Below are 23,455 nucleotides of genomic sequence, written 5' to 3' on the forward strand. Positions count from 1 at the left end.
CTGGTCTGCGTCGTGACCAGAGAGAAGGAGCATGATGATTCCTGAACAAAGGGCGGCCACCGGGTTCGGCCGGCGGGCGGTGCTGCGTGGCGCCGTCATCGGGGCGCTGGCCGCCGCGCCTATCCCGTTCGCCCATCGCCTGACCGGTTCCGCCAAGGTGCCCGCGCAGGTCGCCGCACCGGCGGCGGCTTGTGTGGAACTGCCGCTGGTCGGTGGTGCCGAGTTCCCGATCGGGCTGTACTGGCCGCCACCGCCGTTCCAGACGACCATCGCGCGGTACGACGCGATCCGCGCGGCGGGGTTCAACTTCCTGATCACCGGCAACTATCTGGACGACCAGGCGATCATCCGGCACACCCTGGCGATCGCCGAGCAGGTCGGGCTGAAGGTCCTGGTCTCGAGCGATCCCGATGTGCAGAACATGGCCCGGCGATTCACGATCAGCGACGACCGATCGGTCCCGATGTCGATCACCACCGCGGACGCCCGGACGTTGCTGACCAACGCGCTCAACCAGTACCGCGGTTTCGAGTCGTTCGCCGGATTCAGCCTCGGTGACGAGCCGCCGGAAGGGCAGTTCCCCTCGCTGGGCAAGGCATTCGCGATCGCTCGCGAGCAGGCGCCGTCATACACGCCGTACTCGAATCTGGTGCCGGGCACCGGCGACGGGTACCGCGCGATGGTTCGCCGGTTCGTCGACACGTGCCGGCCGCCGATGCTGTCGTACGACCGGTACCCTTTGCTGACCTCGGGCGAGGACCCGAACTACTTCGAGAACTGGGCGATCATTCGCTCCGAGGCTCTGCGCGCGAACATTCCGTCGTGGGTGTTCGTGCAGAGCGTCGAGTACAACGGCCACCGGTTCCCGACGCGGGACGAGCTGCTGTGGAACATCAACACGAGCCTCGCCTATGGCTGCAAGGGCATTCAGTATTTCACCTACTGGCAGCCCGACCCCGCGCGCGGCGAGAACTTCGGTCGCGCGCTCACCACGCTCGACGGCACGCACACCCCGCTGTACGACGCCGCGAAGGCGATCAACGCGAGTTGGCTCCGCCCGGTCGGCGCCGAGCTCAAACCGCTGGTGTCCGAGCTCGCCGTACACGCGAATCACACCCCACCACCAGGGACGGTCGGCTTCACGCCGGACACCTACCTCAGCGGTACGTCGGGCAGTCCCGCCGTACTGGGGCGGTTCCGGCCGACCGATGCGGCGCGCACCCGCTGGCTGCTGATCGCCAACCGCCAGTACGGCGCGAGCGGCACCACGACCGTTTCGTTGAACCAGGCAACGGTTACCAAGGTCTCGGTCTTCGACCCGGCGACCCGCACCTACACCGCGCAGGCGGACAAGACCAAGATCGTCGCCACCCTGGCACCCGGGGCCGCCGCCCTGTACCGGCTCGACGCATAAGGGGGACGTGATGCGCACCCAACTACTCAGCCAACTGATCACCGGCGGCGTCGCGGCCGCCGTCGCCGCCGCAGTCATCGCGGTTCCGAAAGTCTTCTCTCACGAGAAGGCTCAGACCGCAGCGCCCGCCGCGGTCTGCGTCTACAACTGGTACCTCTCGAACAGCAGAACGTCGGGGACGGCAACGATCCCGGCCTTTGCCTATGGCAACACTCCGATGGTGCCGCTGGCCGGCAACTGGGACGGCGCGGGCGGTGACACGCCGGGCGCGTACAGCCCGGACGAGAACAAGTTCTTCCTCACCAACAACTTCAACGGCGGCGTCGGCCAGATCACCATCCCGTTCGGCGGGGTCGGCGACAAACCGATCGTCGGCGACTGGAACGGCGACGGCACCGACGAGGTCGGCACCTATACCCCGTCCACCGGCACGTTCACCAAACGCGCGGCCGACGGTACGACGACCACGGTCGTCTACGGCACGCCGTACCAGATCCCACTGGTCGGCGACTGGAACGGTGACGGCACCGACGAGGTGGGCGTCTACCGCGCCTCGAACGCGACCTTCGAGCTGCGGCTCGCCGACGGCAGCACCCGCTCGTTCGTGTACGGCGACCCGTACTGGAAGCCGCTGATCGGCGACTGGAACGGCGACGGCCGCGACGAGCCGGCCGTCTACAACCCCGCCGACAGCACGTTCTACTTCCGCGTGAGCGGTATCGATCCCACCGAAACCACCGAGAAGATCAGGTACGGCGACACCGGCGACCGCCCGCTGGTCGGCGACTGGGACGGCAACCGCACCAGCAGCCAGGGCATCATCCGTTCTTGACGAGGAACGACTTGAGTTCGTCGAGGTACTGCGCGCGATTGTCCCGGCGTACCGAATGGCCCGCACCACGAAGGTGGGCCGCCCGGAACTCGCCGCCCGCCACTTGCGCGCAGCGCTCGGCGTACTCGCTGGAGATCAGCGAACCGCGTTCGGTGTCCCCGTGGATCAGCAGGACCGGGCACGTTGTCACGGCCAGCAGGTCGGTCAGCGGGCCCGGGTCCTGGAACGTCAGCTCGAACAGCCCAGGGTTGACCTGAGCCTTCGACTCGGCCCACGGCTCGAGCTCGTCCTCGGGCCAATCGGGTTCGTCGGTTCGGCCGCGCGCGATCCGGTCCGGCAGGTCGAGCGCCTGGAGGTCCGCCAACCACGTAGGCACGGACCACGGCTCGCCCTGACCGGCGTCCGCCTGACCAGGCGGCGGGTCCTCGAGCACCAGCGCACGAACCAGATCGGGCCGCGCCGCAGCCAGGTAGGCGGCCGACATCGCGCCCATCGAGTGCCCGACCACGACGACCCCGCCGTCACGAGGCTGGTCCGCCAGTACGACGGCCGCGTCGTCGCGGAGTGCGTCGTACCCAAGCGGCTCTGCCGGCAGCCCGGAGTCGCCGTGCCCGCGCGCGTCGATCGCGAGCGCCCGGATCCCGGGCAGCGCGGCGAGCAGCGGTTCCCAGCACCGGGCAGAATCGGAGAAGCCGTGCAGGAACGCAACCTCGGCCGGTTCCGCATCGGTCCGGTACCACTGGAGATGGGCTGTCCTGCCTTGCACACCGAACATGGTTCCGGAGCCTATGTCAGTACTTGCCGGAACAGCAACGAAGTTTGTCGATCAGGCGGTAGAGGTCGGAGGCTGGTTACATGACGACAGCAGAAGAACATTGGGACGCCCGGTACGCCGAGAGCACCCGGATCTGGAGCGGTAAGCCGAATGCCGCGCTGGTGGTCGAGGTGACCGGCGTGGCGCCTGGGCGCGCGCTCGACCTCGGCTCAGGCGAGGGCGGCGACGCCATCTGGCTCGCCCAGCAGGGCTGGCAGGTGACCGCCGTCGACGTCTCGCCGATCGCACTCGGCCGGGCCGCCGAGCACGCCAAGGAAGCCGGTGTCGAGGACCGGATCGAGTTCCAGCAGCACGAGCTCGGCAAGACGTTCCCCGCCGGGATCTTCGACCTGGTGTCGGCGCAGTTCCTGCACTCGACGATCGACCTGCCCCGCGAGGAGATCCTCCGCGAGGCCGCCGCCGCGGTCGCCGTCGGCGGCATCCTGCTCGTGGAAGGACACCTCGAGTTCCCGATCAAGTCCCACCACGAGGCCCATGGCGACGTCCATTTCCCGACGCCGGCCGAGGTCGTCGCCGACCTCGGCCTCGACGACGGTCGCTGGGAACTGCTCACCACCGCCGCCCACGACAGCGTCAAGCTGATGGACGGCAAGGAGTTCCACTACAAAGACGGCACGGTGAAGGCCCGTCGGCTGTCGGTTTAGGCCGGCGGTTCGACACCCAGCTTCCGGAGCTCCTCGGTGTAGCGGTCGACGTTGCGCAGCTTGACCGACTCATAGCCGCGGACGAGGTCGGGCAGTTCGGCGAGCTGCACGGCGCGGTCGTACGACGCCTGGTCCAGATTGGCAGCCAGTTCGAGCACGAGCGTGCGGTAGTGGTCGCGGAGTGACCGCTCGAGCTTGCGGAGGTGGGCGTAGCCGAAGAGGTCGGCGCGGGTTCCGCGGAGCGACTTCAGCCGAGCCATCGCGCGGAGCGTGCCGTGCGACTTGGGGCCGAACGAGATCTTCTTCGTGCGGCCCATCGCCCGCAGTACCGGCGGGTGCAGCTTGAACGAGACCACGCCGCCGGGGAAGGCCCCGCCGGTGGAGTCGAGGAACTCCGGGTCGGTCAGGAGCCGGGCAACCTCGTACTCGTCCTTGTAGGCGGTCAGTTTGAACAGGTTGCGGGCAACCGCCTCGCTGAACCGCGTGTCCGTGGTGACCGCCTGCTCGGCGGCCGCGACCTGCGCCACGAGGGCGACGTACGAGTTGGCCAGCTTGACGTTCTGGTAGCCGACCAGGTCGGTGGCGCGCTGGGCGACCAGGCGGTGCAGCTCACCCTGGAAACCGGCAGCAGCAACCGATGCCGGTACGTCGCGCGCCACCTGCCGGGCTGGGGTTGCTCCGGCGGCGTTGAAGGCCGCGGGGTCGGTGACCGCTACGCGGCCCCAGCGGAAGGCGGCCACGTTCGCGGCGACGGCGGTGCCGTTGATCTTGATGGCTTCCTCGATAGCCGCGGCCGGGAGCCGGAGTGCGCCGGTCTGGTAGGCGGCGCCGACGAGCAGGAAGTTCGCGGCGATCGTGTTGCCGAAGATTCGTCCGGCGGCCTCGAGTGCGTCGAAGTCGAACAGTTCCGCGCCGGCCGTGCGGACCCGCTCCAGCAGGCCTGCCTCGTCCGGGTGCTGAACGGCTGGGTCGTAGACCATCGCGCCGGTGGCGGTGCGGCTGGTGGAGACGACCGTCCGGGTCGAGGCAACGTTGCCGTAGGCAAGGTTTCGGTCCTCGGCGAGGGTGAGCAGGTCGAAACCGAGGAAGCAGTCCGCGGATCCGGGCGTGAGGCGGTTGGCGGGCTCCAGGTCGCCGGCGGCGAACCGCAGGTGGCCGGTGACCGGGCCGGCCTTCTGGCTCAACCCCGTCTGGTCGAGCGACTCAGCGGCGTACCCGGCTCGGAGTGCGGCCGTCGCGAGCACCTGGTTGACCGTGACGATGCCGGTACCGCCGATGCCGGCCAGGAATACGTTCTGGGTGCTGGTGACCCGCTCTTCGGCGCTGCTCGGCGCGACCGCTGGCGGAGTCGGGAACGCCTTGCGCTTCGGGGCGGCTTTGCTTCTCGCGGGCGCAGTCTCCACCGTCACGAACGACGGGCAGTCACCGTCGAGGCAGCTGTAGTCGGTGTTGCACGACGTCTGCTCGATCCGCGTCTTGCGGCCGTACTCGGTGTCGACCGGCTGCACCGACAGGCAGTTGCTCTTCACACCGCAGTCCCCGCAGCCCTCGCAGACCGCCTCGTTGATGACGACGCGCTGCGTGCGGGTGGGCAGGCTGCCGCGCTTGCGCTGACGGCGGGCGTCGGCGGCGCAGTGCTGGTCGTAGATGAGTACTGTCACGCCGGGGATCTCGCGCAGCATCCGCTGGGCCTCGTCGAGACGGTCGCGGTGCCAGAGCAGCGTGCCGGGCGCAAGGTCACGGCTGCGGTGCCGGTCCGGCTCGTCCGCACAAACGACGATCTTCTTCACGCCTTCGGTGTGCAGCTTGTGCGTCAACTGCGGCACGCTGAGCGCGCCCTCGGCGTCCTGGGCGCCGGTCATCGCGACGACGTCGTTGTAGAGCACCTTGTAGGTGATGTTCACCCCGGCCGCGATACAGGCCTGCACCGCGAGCTGACCGGAGTGGAAGAACGTACCGTCGCCGACGTTCTGGAAGATGTGGCCGGCATCGGTGAACCAGGCCTGGCCGATCCACTGCGCACCTTCGCCGCCCATCTGGGTGACACCGGTGACTGCGCTGTCCTCGCGATCGGAGATGGTGACCATGGCGTGGCAGCCGATCCCACCGCCGCCCATCGACCCCTCGGGGAGTCCGGTGGAACGGTTGTGCGGGCAACCACTGCAGAAGTACGCCGACCTGCTGGTCGACAGCAGCGGGAGCGGGATCCGCTTCGGGGTGGGCGGTGTGATCGCGACCAGCTCGGCCAGCAGGTGCCGCATCGGGGAGAGCAACCGGCCCGAGGTGAGCTCGCCGTCCGCGGGGATCAGCGTGCGGCCGTCGGTGTCGCGCTTGCCCACGATCTGCGGCGCGTTCGGCGTGCCGTAGAGGATGTCGCGGATCTGGGTTTCGACGAACGACGTCTTGTCCTCGATCACGACAATCCGGTCGAGGCCCTCGGCGAACGCACGAATGGTGCCCTGGGCAACCGGGCTCATCAGGCCAAGTCGCAGTACTCGGACCCCTGCCTGGGTAAGCGCTTCGGGAGTGACACCTAGATCGGTCATCGCCTGACGCATGGAGTCGTAACAGCTGCCCGAGGCAACGAAACCGACGCGTGCGTGGTCCGAGTCGATGTCGACGACGTCGAGCCCGTTGGAGACGGCGTACTGGCGAACGAGCTCGGTCCGCGGACCGACCATGTCCGCCTCGGCGCCGACGATGGCATCGGGGCGAAGAACCATCGGGCGCTGCTTGTAGGTGTAGGGCTTGCCGTCCCACTCAATGGTCGGCACGACCGGGACTACCCGGCCGGTGTCGTCGCCGACTGCCCAGGCGCCGTCGGCGACATCCGCCACGATCTTCAGCGCGACGACACAGCCCGTCGTACGGGACATCTCGATCGCGTGCAGACCGAGCGTCACGATCTCGGCCGCGTTGCGCGGAAAGAGGACCGGGATACCCAGCGCGGCCAGGGACCGCTCGCTCACCGCCGGCACGGTCGATGACTTCGAGGCCGGGTCGTCGCCGACCAGAAGGACGGCGCCGCCGCGCGGATTGACGCCGTACATATTGGCGTGACGCAGCGCGTCGGTGGCGCGGTCGACGCCCGGGCCCTTGCCGTACCAGAAGCCGGTGACGCCGTCGTGTGTGCCGACGCCGAGCGGCAACTCGATCTGGCTGCCCCACACCGAAGTCGCGGCGAGCTCCTCGTTGAGGCCAGGGACGAACCGGACGTCGTTCTCGTCCATGACGTCCTGCAGATCCGCCAACAGCTTGTCGAGCCCACCGAGCGGGCTGCCCTGGTAGCCCGAAACGAACGACGCGGTCCGCAGCCCTCTGCGCCGGTCGAGCGCACGATGCTCGACGAGCAGCCGCGCGATCGCCTGGACGCCGGTCAGCAGCGTCGAGGGTCCGGACGGCCGGAAACGGTCGCCGAGGTCGTACGGCGGCGCGGCGAGCCGCTCCACTGTGATCTCGGCGGGGGCGATGGTGGTCATCGGCTCTCCAGGGGGTCCGCGGCGGTTCCCACGAGCCTGGGGGCTGGTGGGCCCGGTCACAAGAGTCATCGTCGAGTTTGGCGACGATCCGCAATCTCCACGACTCGGTGCGGCTCTGGGCCGCAACAGATCCGATGTCCGAGGTAGAGTCTGTTGCGTGCCCGAACCGGCGACCCTCGACTCCACCGACCGCGCGATCCTCGACCTGCTGCGCGAGAACGCCCGCCGCCCGCTCCGCGAGATCGCAACCGCCGTCGGCCTCACCGTCGCGCCGGTCCAACGCCGGATCGCCCGCCTGGAGAAGCTCGGCGTGATCGAGCGGTACACCGTCCAGATCAACCACGGCCGGATCGCCACCGGCATCGAGGCAATGACCGAACTCCACTTCGCCGACGACCTCGACCTCGCCCAGATCATGGAGTTCGTCGCCCAGATCCCCGAAGTCAAAGAGGTCCTCACCCTCGCCGGCGACCCCGACGCCCTGGTCCGCATCCAGGTAGAAGGCGTCGAAGACCTCCGCCGAGTCGTCAGCTCCCTCCGCTCCGCCGAAGCCATCGCCAGCACCAAAACCCTCGTCGTACTAGAACAATGGACCCGCCGCGGCTAAGTCGACCGGAAGCGTGCTCAAGCGCGTGCAGCATGCCATCACCCGCGACCGAAGCCACCGTGCCGCAGGTCCACCCACCACCGCCGCGACCGAAGCCACCGTGCCGAATGCGACCAGTGTGCTGCCGACTGTGGCCTCTGTGTCGCCGGAAATCGGTTGCCGACGACACGGTCCGCACAGTCGCCGATCGAGTGGGCGTCGAGGGGTGCGACTGAAGCCACCGTGCAACTGGGCAGTTATCCACAGATTGTGAAGTCGGCGGTTTTCGGGGCTCCGAAGTCCATATGTTCTTGGGCAAAGGAGGTGCTCGATGAGTGCTGGCAGGAAGGTCAAGCGCCGCGTGGGCGGCAAGTTGTGCAAGGACGATCGGCTGCACCCGGTGCTGGTGCCGTTGACGATGACACAGGTGGACCGCCTGGTGCGGTTGGCCGAGGACGCGTGCTCGGCCCGCGGGTTCCCGATGCGGTACGACGGGTCGGGTGCGCTGCTGTCCGTCGGCGACGACGGACTTCCGGCGGACGGCGGGATGTCCGCCGGCCTGATGAATCTCGCCCGTACCGTCAGCGGGCTGCCGCGGCAGCAGTGGCGCGCTGCCGTGGCGGCGCACTTCGATCAGATGGCCCCGGGTGGTGCGCCGCCGGCGGTTCCGGAGGATCTGGACAACGAGCTCTACCTGCGCCTGGTCGACGCGTCGACGATCAACCCGGAGTGGGCCGAGCGCGTTCCGGAGTTCGTGCCTGGCCTGCGGATGGCGCCGGCCACCTACGCCGGCCGGTCGGTCGCGATGCACTTCGACGTCGACAGCCTCGGCCTCCCCTGGCAGGACATCAACCGGATCGGCCTGGCAAACCTTCGCCGGCTCAAGGACACCGTCGAGTACGTCGACTGCCAGGGCGCGCAGGTCGCGATGCTCAGCGGCTCCATGTTCACCGCCTCCCGGGCACTGGTCCTCGACACCGTCCTGCGCGAGTCGCTACACGTCGAGAATCCCCCGTTCGGCTGCGTCGTCGCCATGCCCGCCCGAGACCTGCTGCTCGTGCACGTGATGCGGGACCCGGCGGTGGTCTACGCCATGCTGGAAATGACCAAGATGGCGACCCGCGGCTACTCCGAATCGCCAGGCGCCGTCAGCCCGCACATCTATTACGTGACGGACAACGAGTGGTATCAGCTGACCGACTACAGCACCGGCAAAGCGGACCTCAAGCGCGTCCCCCGCTTCTCAGCCGCGATGCGTCGCCTCGAAGCCGAGGCACGAGCGAACGTTCCCTGACCTGGTGGATGTAGTGAAATCGAGTCAGCTCGTGGCCGGAACCGCACAGACAAGCGAGGTCTTATGCCTGCTCCCACGCCCGACGAGAAGTCCTCGGCCGCCGTCGCCACTCTCCGTGCTGCTGCGGAACGCGGAGATGCCGATGCGCTCACCGACCTGTTCGCACCGGACGTCGTCTTCCACTCCCCCATGACGATGCGGTTGTCGTTCGAAGGCAGGGACGAGGTCGTGGCCCTGCATCGCGACATCTTCGCCGTACTGGAGGATCTGCAGACCACCGAGCCGCTCAGTCGCGGTGCTGAATGGTCGTTCTCCTTCAGCGCAACGGTTCGCGGGGTGCCGCTCGAGGCTCACAATCTGCTGCGCTTCAATCCGGAGGCTCAGATCGTCGAGAACACGATCTTCGTCCGGCCGCTACCGGCGCTGGCCACGCTGTTCGCAACTCTGCCGCCGAGGGTTTCGACCAGGCGTCGGAGCCGGCTGCACGGAACTGTTGCCGGGCTGCTGGCCCTCCCCCTCGCCTTTGCGTTGCGCACCGCCGACCGGCTGGTTCCCAAGTTCCTCTGAATCGGCTTGACCTGGAGCGCGCTCCAGCAGGAAAGCTGCCGGTATGAGCAGACTTGACCTTGCCTTGGGTGCGATGGAGTTCGGGACCAGGATCGACGAGAAGACGTCGTTCGCCCTGCTGGACCAGTACGTCGCGGAGGGTGGCGTGTGGATCGACACGGCCGACTGTTACGCGTTCTGGCAGTCGGAGACTGGCTTTGGCGGGCAGAGCGAGGAGTTGCTGGGGCGGTGGTTGGCGCAGCGGCCCGGTGTGCGGGACAAGGTGCGGATCGCCACGAAGGTCGGGTGGGAGCCCACTGTCGTCGGCGGCTATCCGGAGCAGTGCGAAGGACTCGGTACGGCGGCGATCGACGCGGCGCTCGAGACGTCGCTGCGGCGGATGGGGATCGACCACATCGACCTGTACTGGGCGCATCGCGACGACCGGAACACGCCGATGGAAGAGACGATCGCTGCCTTCGGACGGCATCATGCGGCAGGCACCATCGGCAAGGTGGGCTTGTCGAACTGGGCGCTCTGGCGCGTCGAGCGAGCTCGGGGACTCGCGGCGCAGCTGGGTGTGGTGGAGCCCAGCGCATCGCAGTTGCGCTACTCGTACGTGCAGCCGCGGCCGTTCGTCCGCGGGCACGTCCACAATCACCGCTTCGGGTGGATCACCGACGAGGTCCTCGACTTCGTCGAGAATCAGCAGGACTGGGACCTGTGGGCGTACACCCCGCTGATGGCGGGTTCCTACGAACGGGACGACCGACCCCTCGACGAGGCCTACGAGCACCCGGGAACCACCCGGCGGCTGGAGGCGCTCGGCAAGGTGGCCGCGGAGCTCGGCGTAAGCCGGAGCAGTGTCGTCGTGGCCTGGCTGTGTGGCGGCACTCCCCCGGTCCGCCCGATCGTCGGCGCGAGCCGGCCGGAGCAGCTCACCGCCGCGATCACGGGTGCTCGTCTGGAGCTCGCTCCGGAACTGCGTGCGGAGCTCGACGCGGCTTGGTAGCTCGTCAGGCTCGGGCGGACTTCTCGGCTTGCCGGGCGCCGTAGTACTCGATCTTGTCGTCCAGTACGCCGAGGGCCGCGTCCATCCGGGCCATGTGTTCGATCAACGCGGCCCGGCGCTCGCGCAGGAACTCAACGCGCGAGGCCGGGTCGCCCGCCGTACGAAGCAGTGTGGTGAACCGTTGGATGTCGGCAATCCCCAGTCCGGCATCGCGGAGACAGCTCACGACCCCGATCCACGCGATATCACCTTCGGTGAAGACCCGACGTCCACCGGGCAGCCGCTCGATCGGGCCGATCAGTTCCTCGCGTTCGTAGTACCGCAGAGTGTCCAGGCTGAGCCCGGTTACATCGGCCGCCTCGCCCGGTGAGTACTTACCGTTCCGCGTCATGCGGTCGATTTTTCCACGCCGGTTGCGGCGGCGATGACTCTGGTGAGTCGGCCATGCAGGTCCATCAGCTCGTCGACGTCCATGCCGAGGCGCTCGACAATGGCCGGCGGTACGGCGAGGGCCTGGTCGCGAAGCGCGCGACCTTGCGGAGTGAGGGCTACAGCCAGGGAGCGCTCGTCGGTCGCGGACCGGTCGCGGCGCAGGAGGCCGGCGGCTTCGAGGCGTTTGAGCAGCGGCGACAGGGTTGCCGGTTCGAGCTGGAGCATGCGGGACAGGTCCTTCACCGAGACCGGCTCGTGCTCCCAGAGCGCAAGCATCACCAGGTACTGCGGGTGAGTCAGCCCCATCGGCTCGAGGACCGGGCGGTAGAGCGCGATCACCGTCCGGGCGGCGACCGCCAGCGCGAAACAGACCTGGTGCTCCAGCGCCAGGGGGTTCTGATCCGCCGTGATCTCGGTCTCGGTCATGTGCTTAGTGTAGCAACTTTATGTAGGCTAATGATTAGCACACTAAGTATTGGAGAGATCGTGGCCCAGACCCAGCGACGCCGGCGCACACCCCGCCCGATGAACATCGAGACCGTTCAGCGCTGGGTCGCCTCCGCCATCGTCTTCCATGTCGGCAGCGTCCCGGCGGTCACTCTCGCTGTCTACAGCATCGGTATCGCGAGCGACGACTTCGGTCGTGGTGTCGGCCTCTGGGCGATGTCCGGCGTGATCGGCCTCCTGACGGTGGCCGGCATCCTCGCCATCTTCCGCCGTACGCCCCTGTCCCCTTGGCTTCTGCTCGGCATCGCCCCGACCGCTGTCACCGGGTTGTATATCTTCTAACCGTATGAGGACAGCGCGCGTGGTAGCCGGGCTAGCAGTCGTCGGCCTCGGTACGACGGTCTTCGCCAACCTCGCCGATGCCGCCACCGAAGGCGACGACCTGGCCGCCTTCGACCCGCAACTGACCACAACCTTCATGAATCACCGGGTCGCCGCGCTGACCCCACTAGTCCGAGCCATCACCCACCTCGGCGAGATCTGGGTCCTGACCGCGCTCACCATCGTCGTCGCGCTGCTGCTCCGGTTCTTCACCCAGCGCTGGCGCCCCGCGCTCTTCCTGACCGTCGGCATGCTCGGCGCCGCCGCACTGACCTTCGGCTTCAAACTCCTCATCGGCCGCCACCGCCCCGACGCCTCCATCGTCGTCGGAACCGTCAGCACCGGCTTCTCGTTCCCCTCCGGCCACAGCCTCAGCTCGGCCGTGTTCTTCCTCCTCCTAGCCGCACTCCTCTGGCACTCGAACGCCACCCGCCTCACCAAACTCGCCGGCACCGCCGCAGCCCTACTACTCAGCCTCGCCATCGGCCTCAGCCGCATCTACCTCGGCTACCACTGGGCAACCGACGTACTGGCCGGCTGGACCCTGGCCCTCACCTGGCTAGCCCTCCTCGGCACAGTCCAGTCGCTCAAAGGCGAGCGAGTGCGCGGCGGAGAGGATCGAGACCGAGCGAGCCTAGGTTGAGCGCGTCGCGGTGGAAGGTGCGGAGGTTGAAGTCGGCGCCTTGGCGTTGTTTGGCTTCGTCGCGCGCTTGCAGCCAGATGCGTTCGCCGAGCTTGTACGACGGCGCTTGGCCGGGCCAGCCCAAGTAGCGGTTGAGCTCGGCTTGCAGGAACTCGGTCTCCATCCGCGAGTGGGCTCGGAGGAACTCGAAGCCGAGATCCGCGTTCCAGGTCTCACCGGGATGGAACCCGAAGGGGTTGTCGCGTGGGATCTCCAGCTCCAGGTGCATGCCGATGTCGACGATGACCCGGGCCGAGCGGAAGCCTTGGGCGTCGAGCATGCCGAACCGGGCGCCCGGCTCGTCTAGATAACCCAGCTCTTCCATCAAACGTTCGGCGTACAGGCCCCACCCTTCGCCATGGCCGGAGACCCAGCAGCCGAGGCGTTGCCAGCGGTTCAGCAGGTCGGCGCGCACCATCGTCTGGCCGACCTGGAGGTGATGGCCGGGGACACCTTCGTGGTACACGGTGGTGACCTCGCGCCAGGTGGCGAAGTCCTCGATGCCGTCGGGGACGGCCCACCACATGCGGCCGGGACGAGTAGTCAGGTCCTCGCTCGGCGGGGTGTAGTAGATGACGCCCTCCGAGGTCGGCGCGATCATGCACTCGATCCGCCCGATCGCCTCCGGGATATCGAAGTGCTTGGCTCCGAGTTCCTGTACGGCGCTGTCCGCGAGCTCCTGCATCCAGTCGCGGAAGGCCTCCTTGCCGTGGATCTTGCGGGCCGGATCCGCGTCCAGTACGGCGGCCATCGCCGGGATACTGCGGTCGCCGCCGTTCAGCGCGGCCGCGATGGTCTGCATCTCCTTCTCGATCCGGGCCAGCTCTTGCCAGCCCCAGGCGTACGCCTCTTCCAGATCGAGAGTCGCACCGATGTGATATCGCGAGGCGAGTTGGTAGACCTCGCGGCCGACCGCATCCCGCTCAGGTGCCTGCGGCAACAACTCTGCGGTCAACCACTCACCGAACTCCCCGAACGCCTTGCTGGCTGCGATCGCAGCTGCCTCGACAAGCTCTCTGACAGCAGACTCAGGCGCTGTCGCCGTCAACCCGATGAAGTAGTCGTTGCCCTCGGCACCGGTCCAGCTGGCGATCCGCTCGGCCAGTACCCGGACCTGCCGAGCGGCCGAGACCCGACCCGCCGCGGCCTGCTGCAGGAGGGTCTCGCGGTACCCGTCGAGCGTCGTACCGACCTGGTTCAGCCGGGTGCCGAGCTGCTCCCAGTCCTCGTCGGTCGCGGTCGGCATCAGGTCGAAGACCGCCCGGATCTCGACTGGCACACAAGAGATCCCGTTCAGCTCGTACTGCGGGACGCCGGCCTCGTACCGCTCGAGTTCGAGCTCGATCCGCTCCAGCAGCGCGTCCTTGGCCGTCTCCTCCCGTAACGAGGAGACGGCCACGGACTTCGCCTCGGCGATCGTCGATCGATGCAGCTCGATCAGCGCCTCGAAGCCACTCGGTGATCGATCCGGAAGCTTGTCGTCGTACCCCTGCATCCCCATCAGCGTCGCCGCGGCCGGCGACAACTCGGCATGGGCCGCGAGGAACCGCTCGGAGAGCTCGTCGATCGGGCTGGTGGGTGCCGTGGTGTCCGTCATCGAGCGACCGTACCGCCGTCACGGCCATGCCCGGAATGCCTTGCTGCGCAGGTTTTCCCGGGACTTTCGGACCCCTTTCTCGGTGCTCGAATTCAAGCCAGCGTTGGAATCAACTCAGTGTTTGGTGACGGCTCCGGTACTGGGGTCGAGGATGACCGGGCGACTGTTCGGTCGGTGCCAGAAGTCGAACATGCCGGTCAGCGAGTCGGCACGCGCGTCGTACGAGGCGTCGCCGATCCGGCCGGTCCGCCAGTTGTCCTCGATGAACTTGAGGATCGAGGTCTGGTCGGTGCGCTGGTGGTCGACGTAGTTGGTTTTGCTGTAGGGGCTGATGACCAGCAGCGGCTGGCGCGGGCCGTAGCCGCACCGGTCCGCGTAGCCGCCGGCGGCGGGCTTGGTGCCGCACAGGGCCGCCTGGTCGTTGGCCGCGTCGCTCGAGCCGTTGACGTTCGGCGGTGTCACGTGGTCGTACCAGCCGTCGGAGTCGTCATAGGCGACAACCACCGCAGTGGAGGCCCAGTCCTTCGACTTCTGCAACTCGTTGATCTTGCTGACCAGGAACTGCTGCTCATCGAGCGGGTCGGAGTAGCCGGCGTGACCGTCCTGGTACTCCCCCGCCTTCAGGAAGCTCACCGACGGCAGGTTGCCGGCCTGTACGGCGGCATCGAAGTCGGTCAGGTCGTATTGGTGGTTGGCCTGGTCGGTGTGCCCGATCTTCGCGACCGAGGTCGGCGGCAGGTGCTTGAGGTTGCTGGTCGACTTGTAGTACTCGAACGGGTTGTGGTGCGGGCTGTAGTCGACCACGGTGTTGCCACCGACGTTCTGGTGCGTCGCGCCGCAGACCGAGTACCCGCTCGCGGTACCGGTCGGGCGGAAGCCGCCTTGGAACCAGCCCCAGGTGGTGCCCTGCTTGGTGAGCAGGTCGCCGATGTTCTTACCGGTCATCGCACCGAGCGCGTTCTTCGCGGTGTGATTGTTGCCGGAGCAGTCGTCGAAGGCGGGGTCCGGGTCGTTGATGACCGTGCCAACGCCGTTCGCGTCTGGGGAGGCGACCGTGTACGCGTCGGTGACCTTCTTGCCGGTGATCGGATCGACGGCGTACACACCGTGCGTCTGCCCCGAGATCAGGTTGAGCGCCCCGGGCGTCGAGGGGCCGAACACGGTGCCGTACGAGTTGTCGCTCATCGCGTAGTGCTGGGCGTAGTTCCACAGCCCGGTCACCGTGTTGCCGTCGTAGCGGTCCATGACGAGACCGGGCGCGCCGTACAGGATCGGTTGGCCGGTGCACTTGTCGGTCTCGGTGTACTCGACGAACTTGTCGGCCTTACCGCCGTTGTACGCCTTCTGTTCCGCGCCGTACCCGTGGTTCTGGTCGCACGTCATCGCCTGCTCGTGACTCAGCCGGCTCGGGTTGTTCTGGTTCGGGTTCTGCTTGAGCAGCTTGGGTGTCAGGCCGTTGATTCGCGGGGTGTTGCGCGCGGCCTTGAACTTCGTGCCGTCGGTGTTGGCGGCGTTCGGGTAGGTGCCGAAGTAGTGGTCGAACGAGATGTTCTCGTCGAAGATCACGACCAGGTGCTTGATCGGCGTGCTCGCACTCACCGGCGGCTGGGGATGATGACCGCCGCCGTGATGCCACCAGCCGTCACCCGCCCAGGCCGGGCCGGCCACAGCGACCAGCGCCAGTGCGCTGACTCCGGCCACGCCGGCGATCGCCGCCGTACGGGTTCTTTTGCTCCAGTTACGCGGCTTGATGACCACGCATTCCTCCTTGATGGGAACAGCTCAGGTGAATAGCCCGCGGCCGAAATGGTCGTCGGTGTTCTGGACGCCGGGCAGGACCAGGAAGTAGCCGCCGCCGACGGGTTGGATGTAGTCGACGAGCGGCTCGTCGGTCAGCCGGTTCTGCACGGTCTCGAACTGGCGCTGCAGATCCTGCTGAAAGCAGACGAAGACCAGCCCCATGTCGAGATTGCCGACGTTGTCGACACCGCGGTCGTAGTTGTACGGGCGGCGCAGGATCCGGCTGTCGTCGCTCTGCGGGGTGCGCGGATTCGCCCGGCGGATATGGCTCGTCAACGGGACGGCGGCGCCGATCGGGTCGGCGGCGAAGTCCGGTACGTCGAACTCGTCGTTCCCGTCGAGTGGTGCGCCGGTATCGCGGCGGCGGCCGAACATGTTCTCCTGCTCGTTGATCGACACGCGGTCCCAGAACTCGACCAGCATCCGGATCCGGCGCACGACCTGGTAGCTGCCGCCGACTGCCCACGGCTGGTCGGTCTTCTGGATCCACACCAGCTTGTCCATCAAGGCTTTGTCGGTCGGGTCGAGGTTCGACGTACCGTCCTTGAAGCCCATCAGGTTGCGCGGGGTGCCGGCTGGTCGCGGAGGTGAACTGAAGCCGTCGTAGCGCCATCGGACTTGCATCGCGCCGCGCGTGTGGCGGGCGAGGTCGCGCAGAGCGTGGATGACGGTGTCGCGGTTGTCGGCGCAGATCTGAATGCTGAGGTCGCCGTTGGACTCGGCCGGATCGAGGTGGTCGTTGGGGAAGGTCGTCATGGGCGTCAGGCCGCGCGGCTTGCGCGCCGCCAGCCCGAACCGCTCGTCAAACAACGAAGCCCCGACCCCGACGGTCACCGTCAGCCGGTCCGCCGGGACGGTCGGCCCGAGTACGCCGGAGTCGGTCGGCGGCGCGGAGATCCCCGGATCAGGTGGAGTGCCGCCAGCCGTGAGGAAGCGCGCCCGGTCAGTCAACGTCCGGAACAGCTCGGCGAGCTCCGCCCGGTTGTCGACCAGCACGTCGAACGCCACATGCACGGCGTGAGGCTGGGCCGGCGTGATGATCCCAGCCTGATGCACCCCATGGAACGGAACGGCAGCTGCGGCCCCGCCCGACCGTCCCGCTGCAGGGGCCGCGCCCGAGCGCCCGTCCGCGAGCACCGCGTCCGATTGCCCGCCCACAGGTGCCGCGCCGGACCCCGCCACGTCCGCCCGCCCGGCGCCGGCGATCACGGCACCACCGCTCGCCCCCACCGCGACCCCCGCTACCCCGGCGCCCAGTGCGCCGCGTAGGAATGCCCGTCGCCCCGTGCCTTGGCGCTCCTCGCCCGTCTTCTCGGTGCTCATGAGGTCCTCCGGACGTCGCCGATTGCGGCGATCGGGGCTAGTTCCTCGACGAGTTGTCCGACCGCGGCATCGAGTCGCTCGTGGGTCCGCGGATCCAGCGCGGTCGGCGCGATCCACGTGCCATCCGGCCGTTTCGCCGTACCGGCCAGTGCCCGGGTCTTCGCGATCCACGGGGCCACGCGCGACCAACCGGCGTACCGCTTGCTCATCACCGGCGCGAGCGCATTCAGCACAGCCTGCGTCCCGTCCAGGTTCGCCCCGACCGTGGCGAGCCCGGTACCGCTGCCCTGGTCGGCCTGACCGGTCAGCTCGAACTGCAGTGCGTTCTCCATGATTTCGTGAGCCCGCAACGGCAGGTCGTTCGGATCAGTCCGCTCCTGCGGAAACTCGGCACGCAACCCCGCGACGTCCGACCCGAGCTGCACACCAACCCGCACCAACGAGGCAGGCGATTGCCCGTGCCACAAGCCGTACTCGATCCGCCGCAACCCGACGAAGCCGCCATCCCGCACACCACCAGGCAACCCGTCCGGCAACCCATCAATCTTGTCCCCGAAATCGCCGAACGTGTCGTACGCCGCCCCCAACCGCTCATACGCCAGATGCGCCGTCAACCACGCCGCACGAGACGCCCCCAGATCACCACCACGCAACGCCCCAACCAACACCCCGACCTCGCGCCCCAATGTCACCAGCCCGTCGGCGACATACCCGCGGTACGCCCGCACCGCACCCGCAAGGTCCTCACCACTGACCGGCAAAACCGCCGCCACCGGAGGAGGCCCGTCGGTAATCCGAATCTCCGGCCCCGTCACCGCCTCGGTGTCCTCACCAAAGCACCGAAATGCATAACTCCCCCGGCCAAGCGTCACCCGCAACGGCCGCGTCGTGTTCGGAGCCAGCCCTTCAACCTCGGCGTAAACCCCACCAGTCCCCGGATCGATCAGATCGACCTCAGTCGTCACCGTCCCCGCATTGCTCACCTGGATCGTCTGCAACCCACCCCGCGGACGCTCCCACCCGCCACCACAGTTCCCCCGCGCCACCGTCACGGTCAGCGGACCAGCCCCAGAGCCACCCCCGGAACACCCAGCGACAGCAAGCAAACACACAACCAGCGCACCAACAAAACCCAAGCGCACAAGGAACTCCGAAGGGGTGAACGACTGATCACCCCGACGCTAAGCCGCCCAAACCCACTTGCTTCCACCAACGATGGAAACGTCCCCGAGAATTGCCCCCACGGCAACCCCGCGTTCGCCTACCCCACCCACCCGTTCACCAGTTTGTCGTCGGCCGGTGTGTCGTCCGGCGGGAGGTTCGGTCGGTGGCAAGCAAACGTTTGGCTGGGAATGCTTGGTGGCAAAGGCGAGTAGGATCACGCGATTGTGAAGCCGCTCTCCGCCCGGAGTCCGGTGTTCGTGGACTCGTCCGGGCATCGCCGTCGCAGGATCCGTCGTCTCGGGGTGGTCCTCGCCGTACCGGTTGTGGGGTATGTGGTGCTGCTGGTGAGCAGTGTGCTGGGTGGGCCGCAGGTCGATACGCCGTGGATTCCGTTGCCGGAGGCCGGTCGGCGGCCGCCTGTGCCTCGGGTGACGCCGGAAGTACAGCGTGCGACGGAGACTCCGAGGCCGACCGAGTCCACGAGGACCGGTCCTGGTTCGGTGCGACCCGTCGTTGGGCCGACCAGCGTGCCGGTCGCGACAACCACACCAAGTGCCGCTCCGTCGAGCCCGGTGACGGTGACGCCTACGGCACCTAGTACGGCGACGCCGACGGTGACCCCGGGGAAGCCGACGAAGACGCCGGGGCACGGGAAGCCGACGGCGCCTCCTGGGCGGACCAAGTCGCCGTCGCGCCCGTGACACGTGCTCGTCGGGCCCGTGAGGTTCCACTGCGGACGCACTGGATCGTTCTGACGATTCTGCTTGTCACGCTGTGCGGTTCGTTGTTGCTGCATGGGTACACGCACCACCTCTTCGGGAGCGCGCCCGATGGCGCGGTGACCGCGGTGGGTTCGCACGACGCCGTACCAGCGAAGGTCGCTGCGGGTGGGCCGCTGATCGACGCGACGGCTGCCTCGCCGCGCTCGGCCCGGCCCAACGCGAAGACGATCGCGCTCACCTTCGATGACGGGCCGGACCCGGTCTGGACTCCGAAGGTGCTGGATCTGTTGCGGGCGCAGCAGGTCAAGGCGACGTTCTTCGTGGTAGGGACCGAGGTGGCCGCGCATCCGGAGCTGGCGCGCCGGATTGTTGCTGAAGGCCACCAAATCGGCCTGCACACCTTCACCCACACGAATCTGGCGACCGCGCCGGGCTGGCGACGGTCCCTCGAACTGCGACAGAGCCAGCTGATCCTGGCGGGCGCAACAGGCGTCAGTACGTCGTTGCTGCGGCCGCCGTACTCGTCCGAGGCGAACGCCCTCACGAACACCGACTGGTCGGCAATCAAGCAGGCCCGCGCGGCCGGCTATTTGACGGTGCTGACCACCCAGGACAGCGAGGACTGGCGGCGACCGGGTACGGCGCGGGTGATCGCCAACTCGACGCCGAAGGGCACCACCGGACAGGTGTTGCTGATGCACGACGCGGGCGGCGATCGAACCCAGACGCTGGACGCGCTGCAAAAACTCATTCCTGCACTTAAGGCGCGGCACTTCCGTTTCGCAACCGTGTCGGACACGGTCGGGATCTCCCAGCCGGTTCACGAGGCCAGCACGGTGGAGCGCGGACGAGGGCAGGCAGTCATCTGGGCGATGCGGCTGAGCGACGGCGCGCTCGGCATCATCATGTGGCTCCTGTACGCCGCCGGTGCGCTGAGCGTGTTGCGCGCAATCACCACGGTGGTCGCGGCCAAGCGGCACGCGCGAGACCGCTACGAGCCACGCGGTGAGCCGGTAACCGAGCCGGTCTCCGTGATCGTCCCGGCCTACAACGAATCGGCCGGTATCGAGGCGGCGGTGCGATCACTGGTCGCTTCCGATCATCCACTCGAGGTCATCGTGGTCGACGACGGCTCGAGTGACGGCACCGCGGATCTGGTGGAGTCGCTGAACCTGCCAGGCGTCCGCGTCATCCGGCAGCCGAACGCGGGTAAGCCGGCCGCGTTGAACACCGGGCTCCGCGCCGCGTCGTACGAGCTGGTCGTCATGGTGGACGGCGACACCGTCTTCGAACCCGACGCGGTCCGGATGCTCGTGCAGCCCTTCGCCGATCCGGCCGTCGGAGCCGTGTCCGGGAACGCGAAGGTCGCCAACCGCCAAGGATTGCTGGGCCGGTGGCAACACATCGAGTACGTCGTCGGTTTCAACCTCGACCGCAGATTGTTCGACCTCGCCGAGTGCATGCCCACCGTGCCAGGCGCGATCGGCGGATTCCGGCGCGGCGCGCTCGAACGCATCGGCGGGCTCAGCGACGTGACGCTTGCCGAGGACACCGACCTGACGATGGCACTCTGCCGGGACGGCTGGCGCGTGGTGTACGAGGAACGCGCGCGGGCGTGGACCGAGGCGCCCGCGAGTCTCGGGGCGTTGTGGAGACAGCGGTACCGCTGGTGCTACGGGACGCTGCAGGCGATGTGGAAGCATCGCGGCGCCTGGGTGCAGCGCGGCCAAGCAGGCAAGCTCGGCCGGCGCGGACTGACCTACCTGCTGCTGTTCCAGGTCCTGCTGCCGCTGCTGGCGCCAGTGGTCGACGTGTTCGCGCTCTACGGGTTCCTCTTCCTGAACCCGTGGCGGGTCGGCCTGGTCTGGGCCGGTTTCCTGGCACTCCAGTTTGGCATGGGGCTGTATGCGTTCCGGCTGGACGGCGAGAGGCCCGGTCCGCTCTGGAGCCTTCCGCTGCAACAGTTCGTTTATCGGCAGCTGATGTACCTGGTGGTGATCCAGTCGCTCTTCACCGCACTGGCCGGGTCCCGGCTCGGTTGGCAACGGATGGAGCGGTATGGCGGTTTGGCCCTCCCGCCGAACGCCTCGACAAGCGAATGATTTCCCTGATTTTCCCGATATTTCCGCCTGATCGCTTCCGGATCAGCGATCGGACTCGCAGTATTCCGGTCAACCGGCCGCCCGCCCGAGCGGCCCGATCCCGGAGGAGCGCACCCCCATGCGATCTCTCGTCCCCCGTCCACGAGCGCTGGCTGTTGTCCTGACCGGCGCAGCGCTCGCCTTCAGCCCGGTGACCGGGCAGGCAACGGCCAAGTTGCCGGCAGCACCGACGAACGACTGCTTCGTGCCGCCTGCCAGTGCGGCTGCCAAGGGTGGTCGCGGCGCCGACACCCGTGAGGTCAGCCTGGCCGAGCAGAAGGCCATTCAGGCGCGGACCGCTCAGTTGCTGAAGGCAAAGGCTGCTCGGGGCGTCAGCGTTCCGAAGGGCGCGCTGGCCGCGGCCAGCGTCCCGGTCTACGTCCACGTGATGCGCGACGCCGCCGGCAACGGCGATGTGACCAACACGCAGATCGCCGATCAGATCGCCGTACTGAACAAGACGTTCGCCGGCCAGGAGTCATCGGCGGCAGCGAACACTGGCTTCACGTTCACGCTGGCCGGGACCTTCCGGTACAACAACAACAACTGGCACAAGGACAAGCAGAGCAGCACGTACCGCAAGCAGACCCGCAAGGGCGGTGCGAACGCGCTCAACATCTGGCTGGTCGACTTCGCCTACCTCGGCATCGCGACCTTCCCGTGGGACTACGCCCGCAACCCGGGCATCGACGGGATCCGCGTCCAGTACACGTCCCTGCCGGGCGGTACGGCGACCAACTACGATCTCGGTGAGACCGCGACTCACGAGGCGGGGCACTGGTTCGGGCTCTACCACACGTTCCAGGGCGGCTGCACGAGCACGAACGACGAGGTGTCGGACACTCCCGCGCAGAGCAGCTCGACGAACGGCTGCCCGGAGGGCCGGGACTCCTGCTCGCTGCCGGGTCTGGACCCGATCCACAACTACATGGATTACTCGTACGACACTTGCTACAACCAGTTCTCCCCGGGCCAGAGCTCCCGGATCAGCTCGATGTGGACGGCGTACCGCGCCTGAACCACCCGCTCGCAGCAGCCGCTCCGGCAGTGACGGAGCGGCTGTTGGCATTTACGGACCGTGATCTTGATAGCGATTCGACCCCTGAATCGTTACCGTGAGTTGTTGTTCATGGCAACGAAACGCGCATACTTCTGCTGTGGGGCCCCTTCAACAGATGACGGAGATCCGAATCGAGGAAGAGCATGGTCGCACGGGGAGGAAGCCGGTCCCGGCTAGGTGGTCTGGTGGCCGCCGCAGGGACAGTGTCGTTACTGGCGGGAGCCGCTGCCCTGGCCGTACCCGCGGCCGCGTCGGTCGCAGCGCCACTCGTTGCCACCGGCCCGCAAGCGCCGGGGAACAACGGCACGATCAAGATCGAGGGCGTCGACATCCAGAGCGGACCACCGGACAACAACCCGCACCAGGGCTGCACGTTCGTGGTCGAGTTCTACAACTATGACGAGGGAAACCTGTCCGCGAGCGTGATCTTCGCCGACCAGGCGCCGACCGCGAACGGCGGCCTGCAGGTGAAGTCCGGTGATCTGACACCGTTCATCGGCGGCGACCCGGCCGGCGGCGGCAACGACCTGGACGCGAAGGTGACGTACACCCTTGCGTTCACCGGTCAGCCGCATCCGCAGCAGGGTTACCACGTGAAGATCACCATTCACGCCCAGGGCTCCAAGGGCGCGGACACCAAGCACAAGGTCTTCTGGGTCAAGGGCTGCAACCCGCCCACCACGCCTCCGACCACACCCCCAACCACTCCACCCACAACGCCTCCCACGACCCCACCCACCACTCCGCCGACAACACCACCCACGACTCCGCCAACGACGCCCGCGTCGACGCCGCCTACCACGGCTCCGACAACGGCTCCGACGACGAAGCCGACCGGTGGTCACAGCTCAACCACCACCAGTACGCCGGTAGCGCCGAGCTCGGATGAGCCGACGACAGGTGTGCCGACAGTGGTCGACGCAGGCATCGGCGGCGATCCGGGTACGACGGACAGCAGCAGCCCATTCTCCTTGCTGGGCGGCGGATTGCTCGTGGCCGGCGGGTTGATGCTCGCCGCAGGTGCGGCGATCGTCCTCCGGCGCCGGGGCCGGCACAGCAGCTGA

21 protein-coding genes are annotated in these 23,455 nt (G+C 67.7%); 13 read left to right on the top strand and 8 right to left on the bottom strand.

Annotated elements, in window-relative coordinates; translation table 11 throughout:
- The first annotated feature begins 31 nt into the window (after window positions 1-31).
- The gene (locus ABD231_RS09690; protein ID WP_344148385.1) at window positions 32-1,414 is read left to right on the top strand and encodes a hypothetical protein; all 1,383 of its coding nucleotides are present in this window, start codon (window positions 32-34) and stop codon (window positions 1,412-1,414) included.
- A 10-nt stretch (window positions 1,415-1,424) separates the two neighbouring features.
- Window positions 1,425-2,246 (top strand): hypothetical protein, encoded by an 822-nt coding sequence (locus ABD231_RS09695; protein WP_344148388.1) that lies wholly within the window; start codon window positions 1,425-1,427, stop codon window positions 2,244-2,246.
- On the opposite strand, the gene ABD231_RS09700 is transcribed toward ABD231_RS09695, so the two are convergent.
- Window positions 2,233-3,021, bottom strand: coding sequence for an alpha/beta fold hydrolase (locus ABD231_RS09700; RefSeq protein WP_344148391.1), 789 nt, complete (start codon window positions 3,019-3,021; stop codon window positions 2,233-2,235). The genes ABD231_RS09695 and ABD231_RS09700 overlap by 14 nt on opposite strands.
- A gap of 80 nt (window positions 3,022-3,101) precedes the next feature.
- Between ABD231_RS09700 and ABD231_RS09705 the strand changes: the two genes are divergently transcribed.
- Window positions 3,102-3,725 carry an SAM-dependent methyltransferase gene (locus ABD231_RS09705; protein WP_344148394.1) on the top strand — a complete coding sequence of 208 codons (624 nt, stop codon included), beginning with the start codon at window positions 3,102-3,104 and terminating at the stop codon, window positions 3,723-3,725.
- On the opposite strand, the gene ABD231_RS09710 is transcribed toward ABD231_RS09705, so the two are convergent.
- A complete protein-coding gene (locus ABD231_RS09710) occupies window positions 3,722-7,204 on the bottom strand; it encodes an indolepyruvate ferredoxin oxidoreductase family protein (protein WP_344148397.1) in 3,483 nt (1,160 codons plus the stop codon). The genes ABD231_RS09705 and ABD231_RS09710 overlap by 4 nt on opposite strands.
- Before the next feature lie 157 nt (window positions 7,205-7,361).
- Here ABD231_RS09710 and ABD231_RS09715 point away from each other — a divergent pair, with 157 nt between their 5' ends.
- The 4 genes from ABD231_RS09715 to ABD231_RS09730 all read left to right on the top strand — a co-directional run bounded on the left by ABD231_RS09715 (window position 7,362) and on the right by ABD231_RS09730 (window position 10,642).
- Window positions 7,362-7,811, top strand: a complete 450-nt coding sequence (locus tag ABD231_RS09715; protein WP_132414440.1) for an Lrp/AsnC family transcriptional regulator — start codon at window positions 7,362-7,364, stop codon at window positions 7,809-7,811.
- A 310-nt stretch (window positions 7,812-8,121) separates the two neighbouring features.
- On the top strand, window positions 8,122-9,084 hold the full coding sequence (locus ABD231_RS09720; RefSeq protein WP_344148406.1) for a DUF1444 domain-containing protein: 963 nt from the start codon (window positions 8,122-8,124) through the stop codon (window positions 9,082-9,084).
- Between the two features lie 63 nt (window positions 9,085-9,147).
- Window positions 9,148-9,651, top strand: coding sequence for a nuclear transport factor 2 family protein (locus ABD231_RS09725; protein WP_344148409.1), 504 nt, complete (start codon window positions 9,148-9,150; stop codon window positions 9,649-9,651).
- A 43-nt stretch (window positions 9,652-9,694) separates the two neighbouring features.
- Complete coding sequence (locus tag ABD231_RS09730; protein ID WP_344148412.1) at window positions 9,695-10,642, top strand: aldo/keto reductase; 948 nt, start codon at window positions 9,695-9,697, stop codon at window positions 10,640-10,642.
- 4 nt (window positions 10,643-10,646) lie between these two features.
- Here ABD231_RS09730 and ABD231_RS09735 read toward each other — a convergent pair whose 3' ends face one another.
- The gene (locus tag ABD231_RS09735) at window positions 10,647-11,033 is read right to left on the bottom strand and encodes a MerR family transcriptional regulator (protein WP_344148415.1); all 387 of its coding nucleotides are present in this window, start codon (window positions 11,031-11,033) and stop codon (window positions 10,647-10,649) included.
- Window positions 11,030-11,500 carry a MarR family winged helix-turn-helix transcriptional regulator gene (locus ABD231_RS09740; RefSeq protein ID WP_344148418.1) on the bottom strand — a complete coding sequence of 157 codons (471 nt, stop codon included), beginning with the start codon at window positions 11,498-11,500 and terminating at the stop codon, window positions 11,030-11,032. Before ABD231_RS09740 ends, ABD231_RS09735 begins: the two co-directional genes overlap by 4 nt.
- A 99-nt stretch (window positions 11,501-11,599) precedes the next feature.
- On the opposite strand from ABD231_RS09740, the gene ABD231_RS09745 reads away from it, so the two are divergent.
- Both ABD231_RS09745 and ABD231_RS09750 read left to right on the top strand, forming a co-directional pair.
- The gene (locus ABD231_RS09745; RefSeq protein ID WP_344148421.1) at window positions 11,600-11,863 is read left to right on the top strand and encodes a hypothetical protein; all 264 of its coding nucleotides are present in this window, start codon (window positions 11,600-11,602) and stop codon (window positions 11,861-11,863) included.
- A gap of 4 nt (window positions 11,864-11,867) precedes the next feature.
- A complete protein-coding gene (locus tag ABD231_RS09750; RefSeq protein ID WP_344148424.1) occupies window positions 11,868-12,545 on the top strand; it encodes a phosphatase PAP2 family protein in 678 nt (225 codons plus the stop codon).
- On the opposite strand, the gene ABD231_RS09755 is transcribed toward ABD231_RS09750, so the two are convergent.
- From ABD231_RS09755 to ABD231_RS09770, 4 genes are all read right to left on the bottom strand, one after another.
- Complete coding sequence (locus tag ABD231_RS09755) at window positions 12,490-14,181, bottom strand: DUF885 domain-containing protein (protein ID WP_344148427.1); 1,692 nt, start codon at window positions 14,179-14,181, stop codon at window positions 12,490-12,492. The two genes, ABD231_RS09750 and ABD231_RS09755, sit on opposite strands and share 56 nt — an antisense overlap.
- 114 nt (window positions 14,182-14,295) lie before the next feature.
- On the bottom strand, window positions 14,296-15,939 hold the full coding sequence (locus ABD231_RS09760) for a phospholipase C (RefSeq protein WP_344148430.1): 1,644 nt from the start codon (window positions 15,937-15,939) through the stop codon (window positions 14,296-14,298).
- 24 nt (window positions 15,940-15,963) lie between these two features.
- On the bottom strand, window positions 15,964-17,304 hold the full coding sequence (gene efeB, locus ABD231_RS09765; RefSeq protein WP_344148433.1) for an iron uptake transporter deferrochelatase/peroxidase subunit: 1,341 nt from the start codon (window positions 17,302-17,304) through the stop codon (window positions 15,964-15,966).
- Window positions 17,301-18,269, bottom strand: a complete 969-nt coding sequence (locus tag ABD231_RS09770) for an EfeM/EfeO family lipoprotein (protein WP_344148436.1) — start codon at window positions 18,267-18,269, stop codon at window positions 17,301-17,303. The genes efeB and ABD231_RS09770 overlap by 4 nt, the downstream gene beginning before the upstream one ends.
- 423 nt (window positions 18,270-18,692) lie before the next feature.
- Between ABD231_RS09770 and ABD231_RS09775 the strand changes: the two genes are divergently transcribed.
- The 4 genes from ABD231_RS09775 to ABD231_RS09790 all read left to right on the top strand — a co-directional run bounded on the left by ABD231_RS09775 (window position 18,693) and on the right by ABD231_RS09790 (window position 23,455).
- Window positions 18,693-19,169 carry a hypothetical protein gene (locus ABD231_RS09775; RefSeq protein WP_344148439.1) on the top strand — a complete coding sequence of 159 codons (477 nt, stop codon included), beginning with the start codon at window positions 18,693-18,695 and terminating at the stop codon, window positions 19,167-19,169.
- Entirely contained in the window at window positions 19,166-21,292 is a 2,127-nt protein-coding gene (locus tag ABD231_RS09780) for a bifunctional polysaccharide deacetylase/glycosyltransferase family 2 protein (RefSeq protein ID WP_344148442.1), read from the top strand. The genes ABD231_RS09775 and ABD231_RS09780 overlap by 4 nt, the downstream gene beginning before the upstream one ends.
- 118 nt (window positions 21,293-21,410) lie before the next feature.
- Entirely contained in the window at window positions 21,411-22,349 is a 939-nt protein-coding gene (locus ABD231_RS09785) for a zinc metalloprotease (protein ID WP_344148445.1), read from the top strand.
- Window positions 22,350-22,576: 227 nt separating this feature from the next.
- The gene (locus ABD231_RS09790) at window positions 22,577-23,455 is read left to right on the top strand and encodes a hypothetical protein (RefSeq protein WP_344148448.1); all 879 of its coding nucleotides are present in this window, start codon (window positions 22,577-22,579) and stop codon (window positions 23,453-23,455) included.

This window comes from Kribbella yunnanensis (assembly GCF_039529655.1).
Taxonomy (GTDB): Bacteria; Actinomycetota; Actinomycetes; order Propionibacteriales; family Kribbellaceae; genus Kribbella; species Kribbella yunnanensis.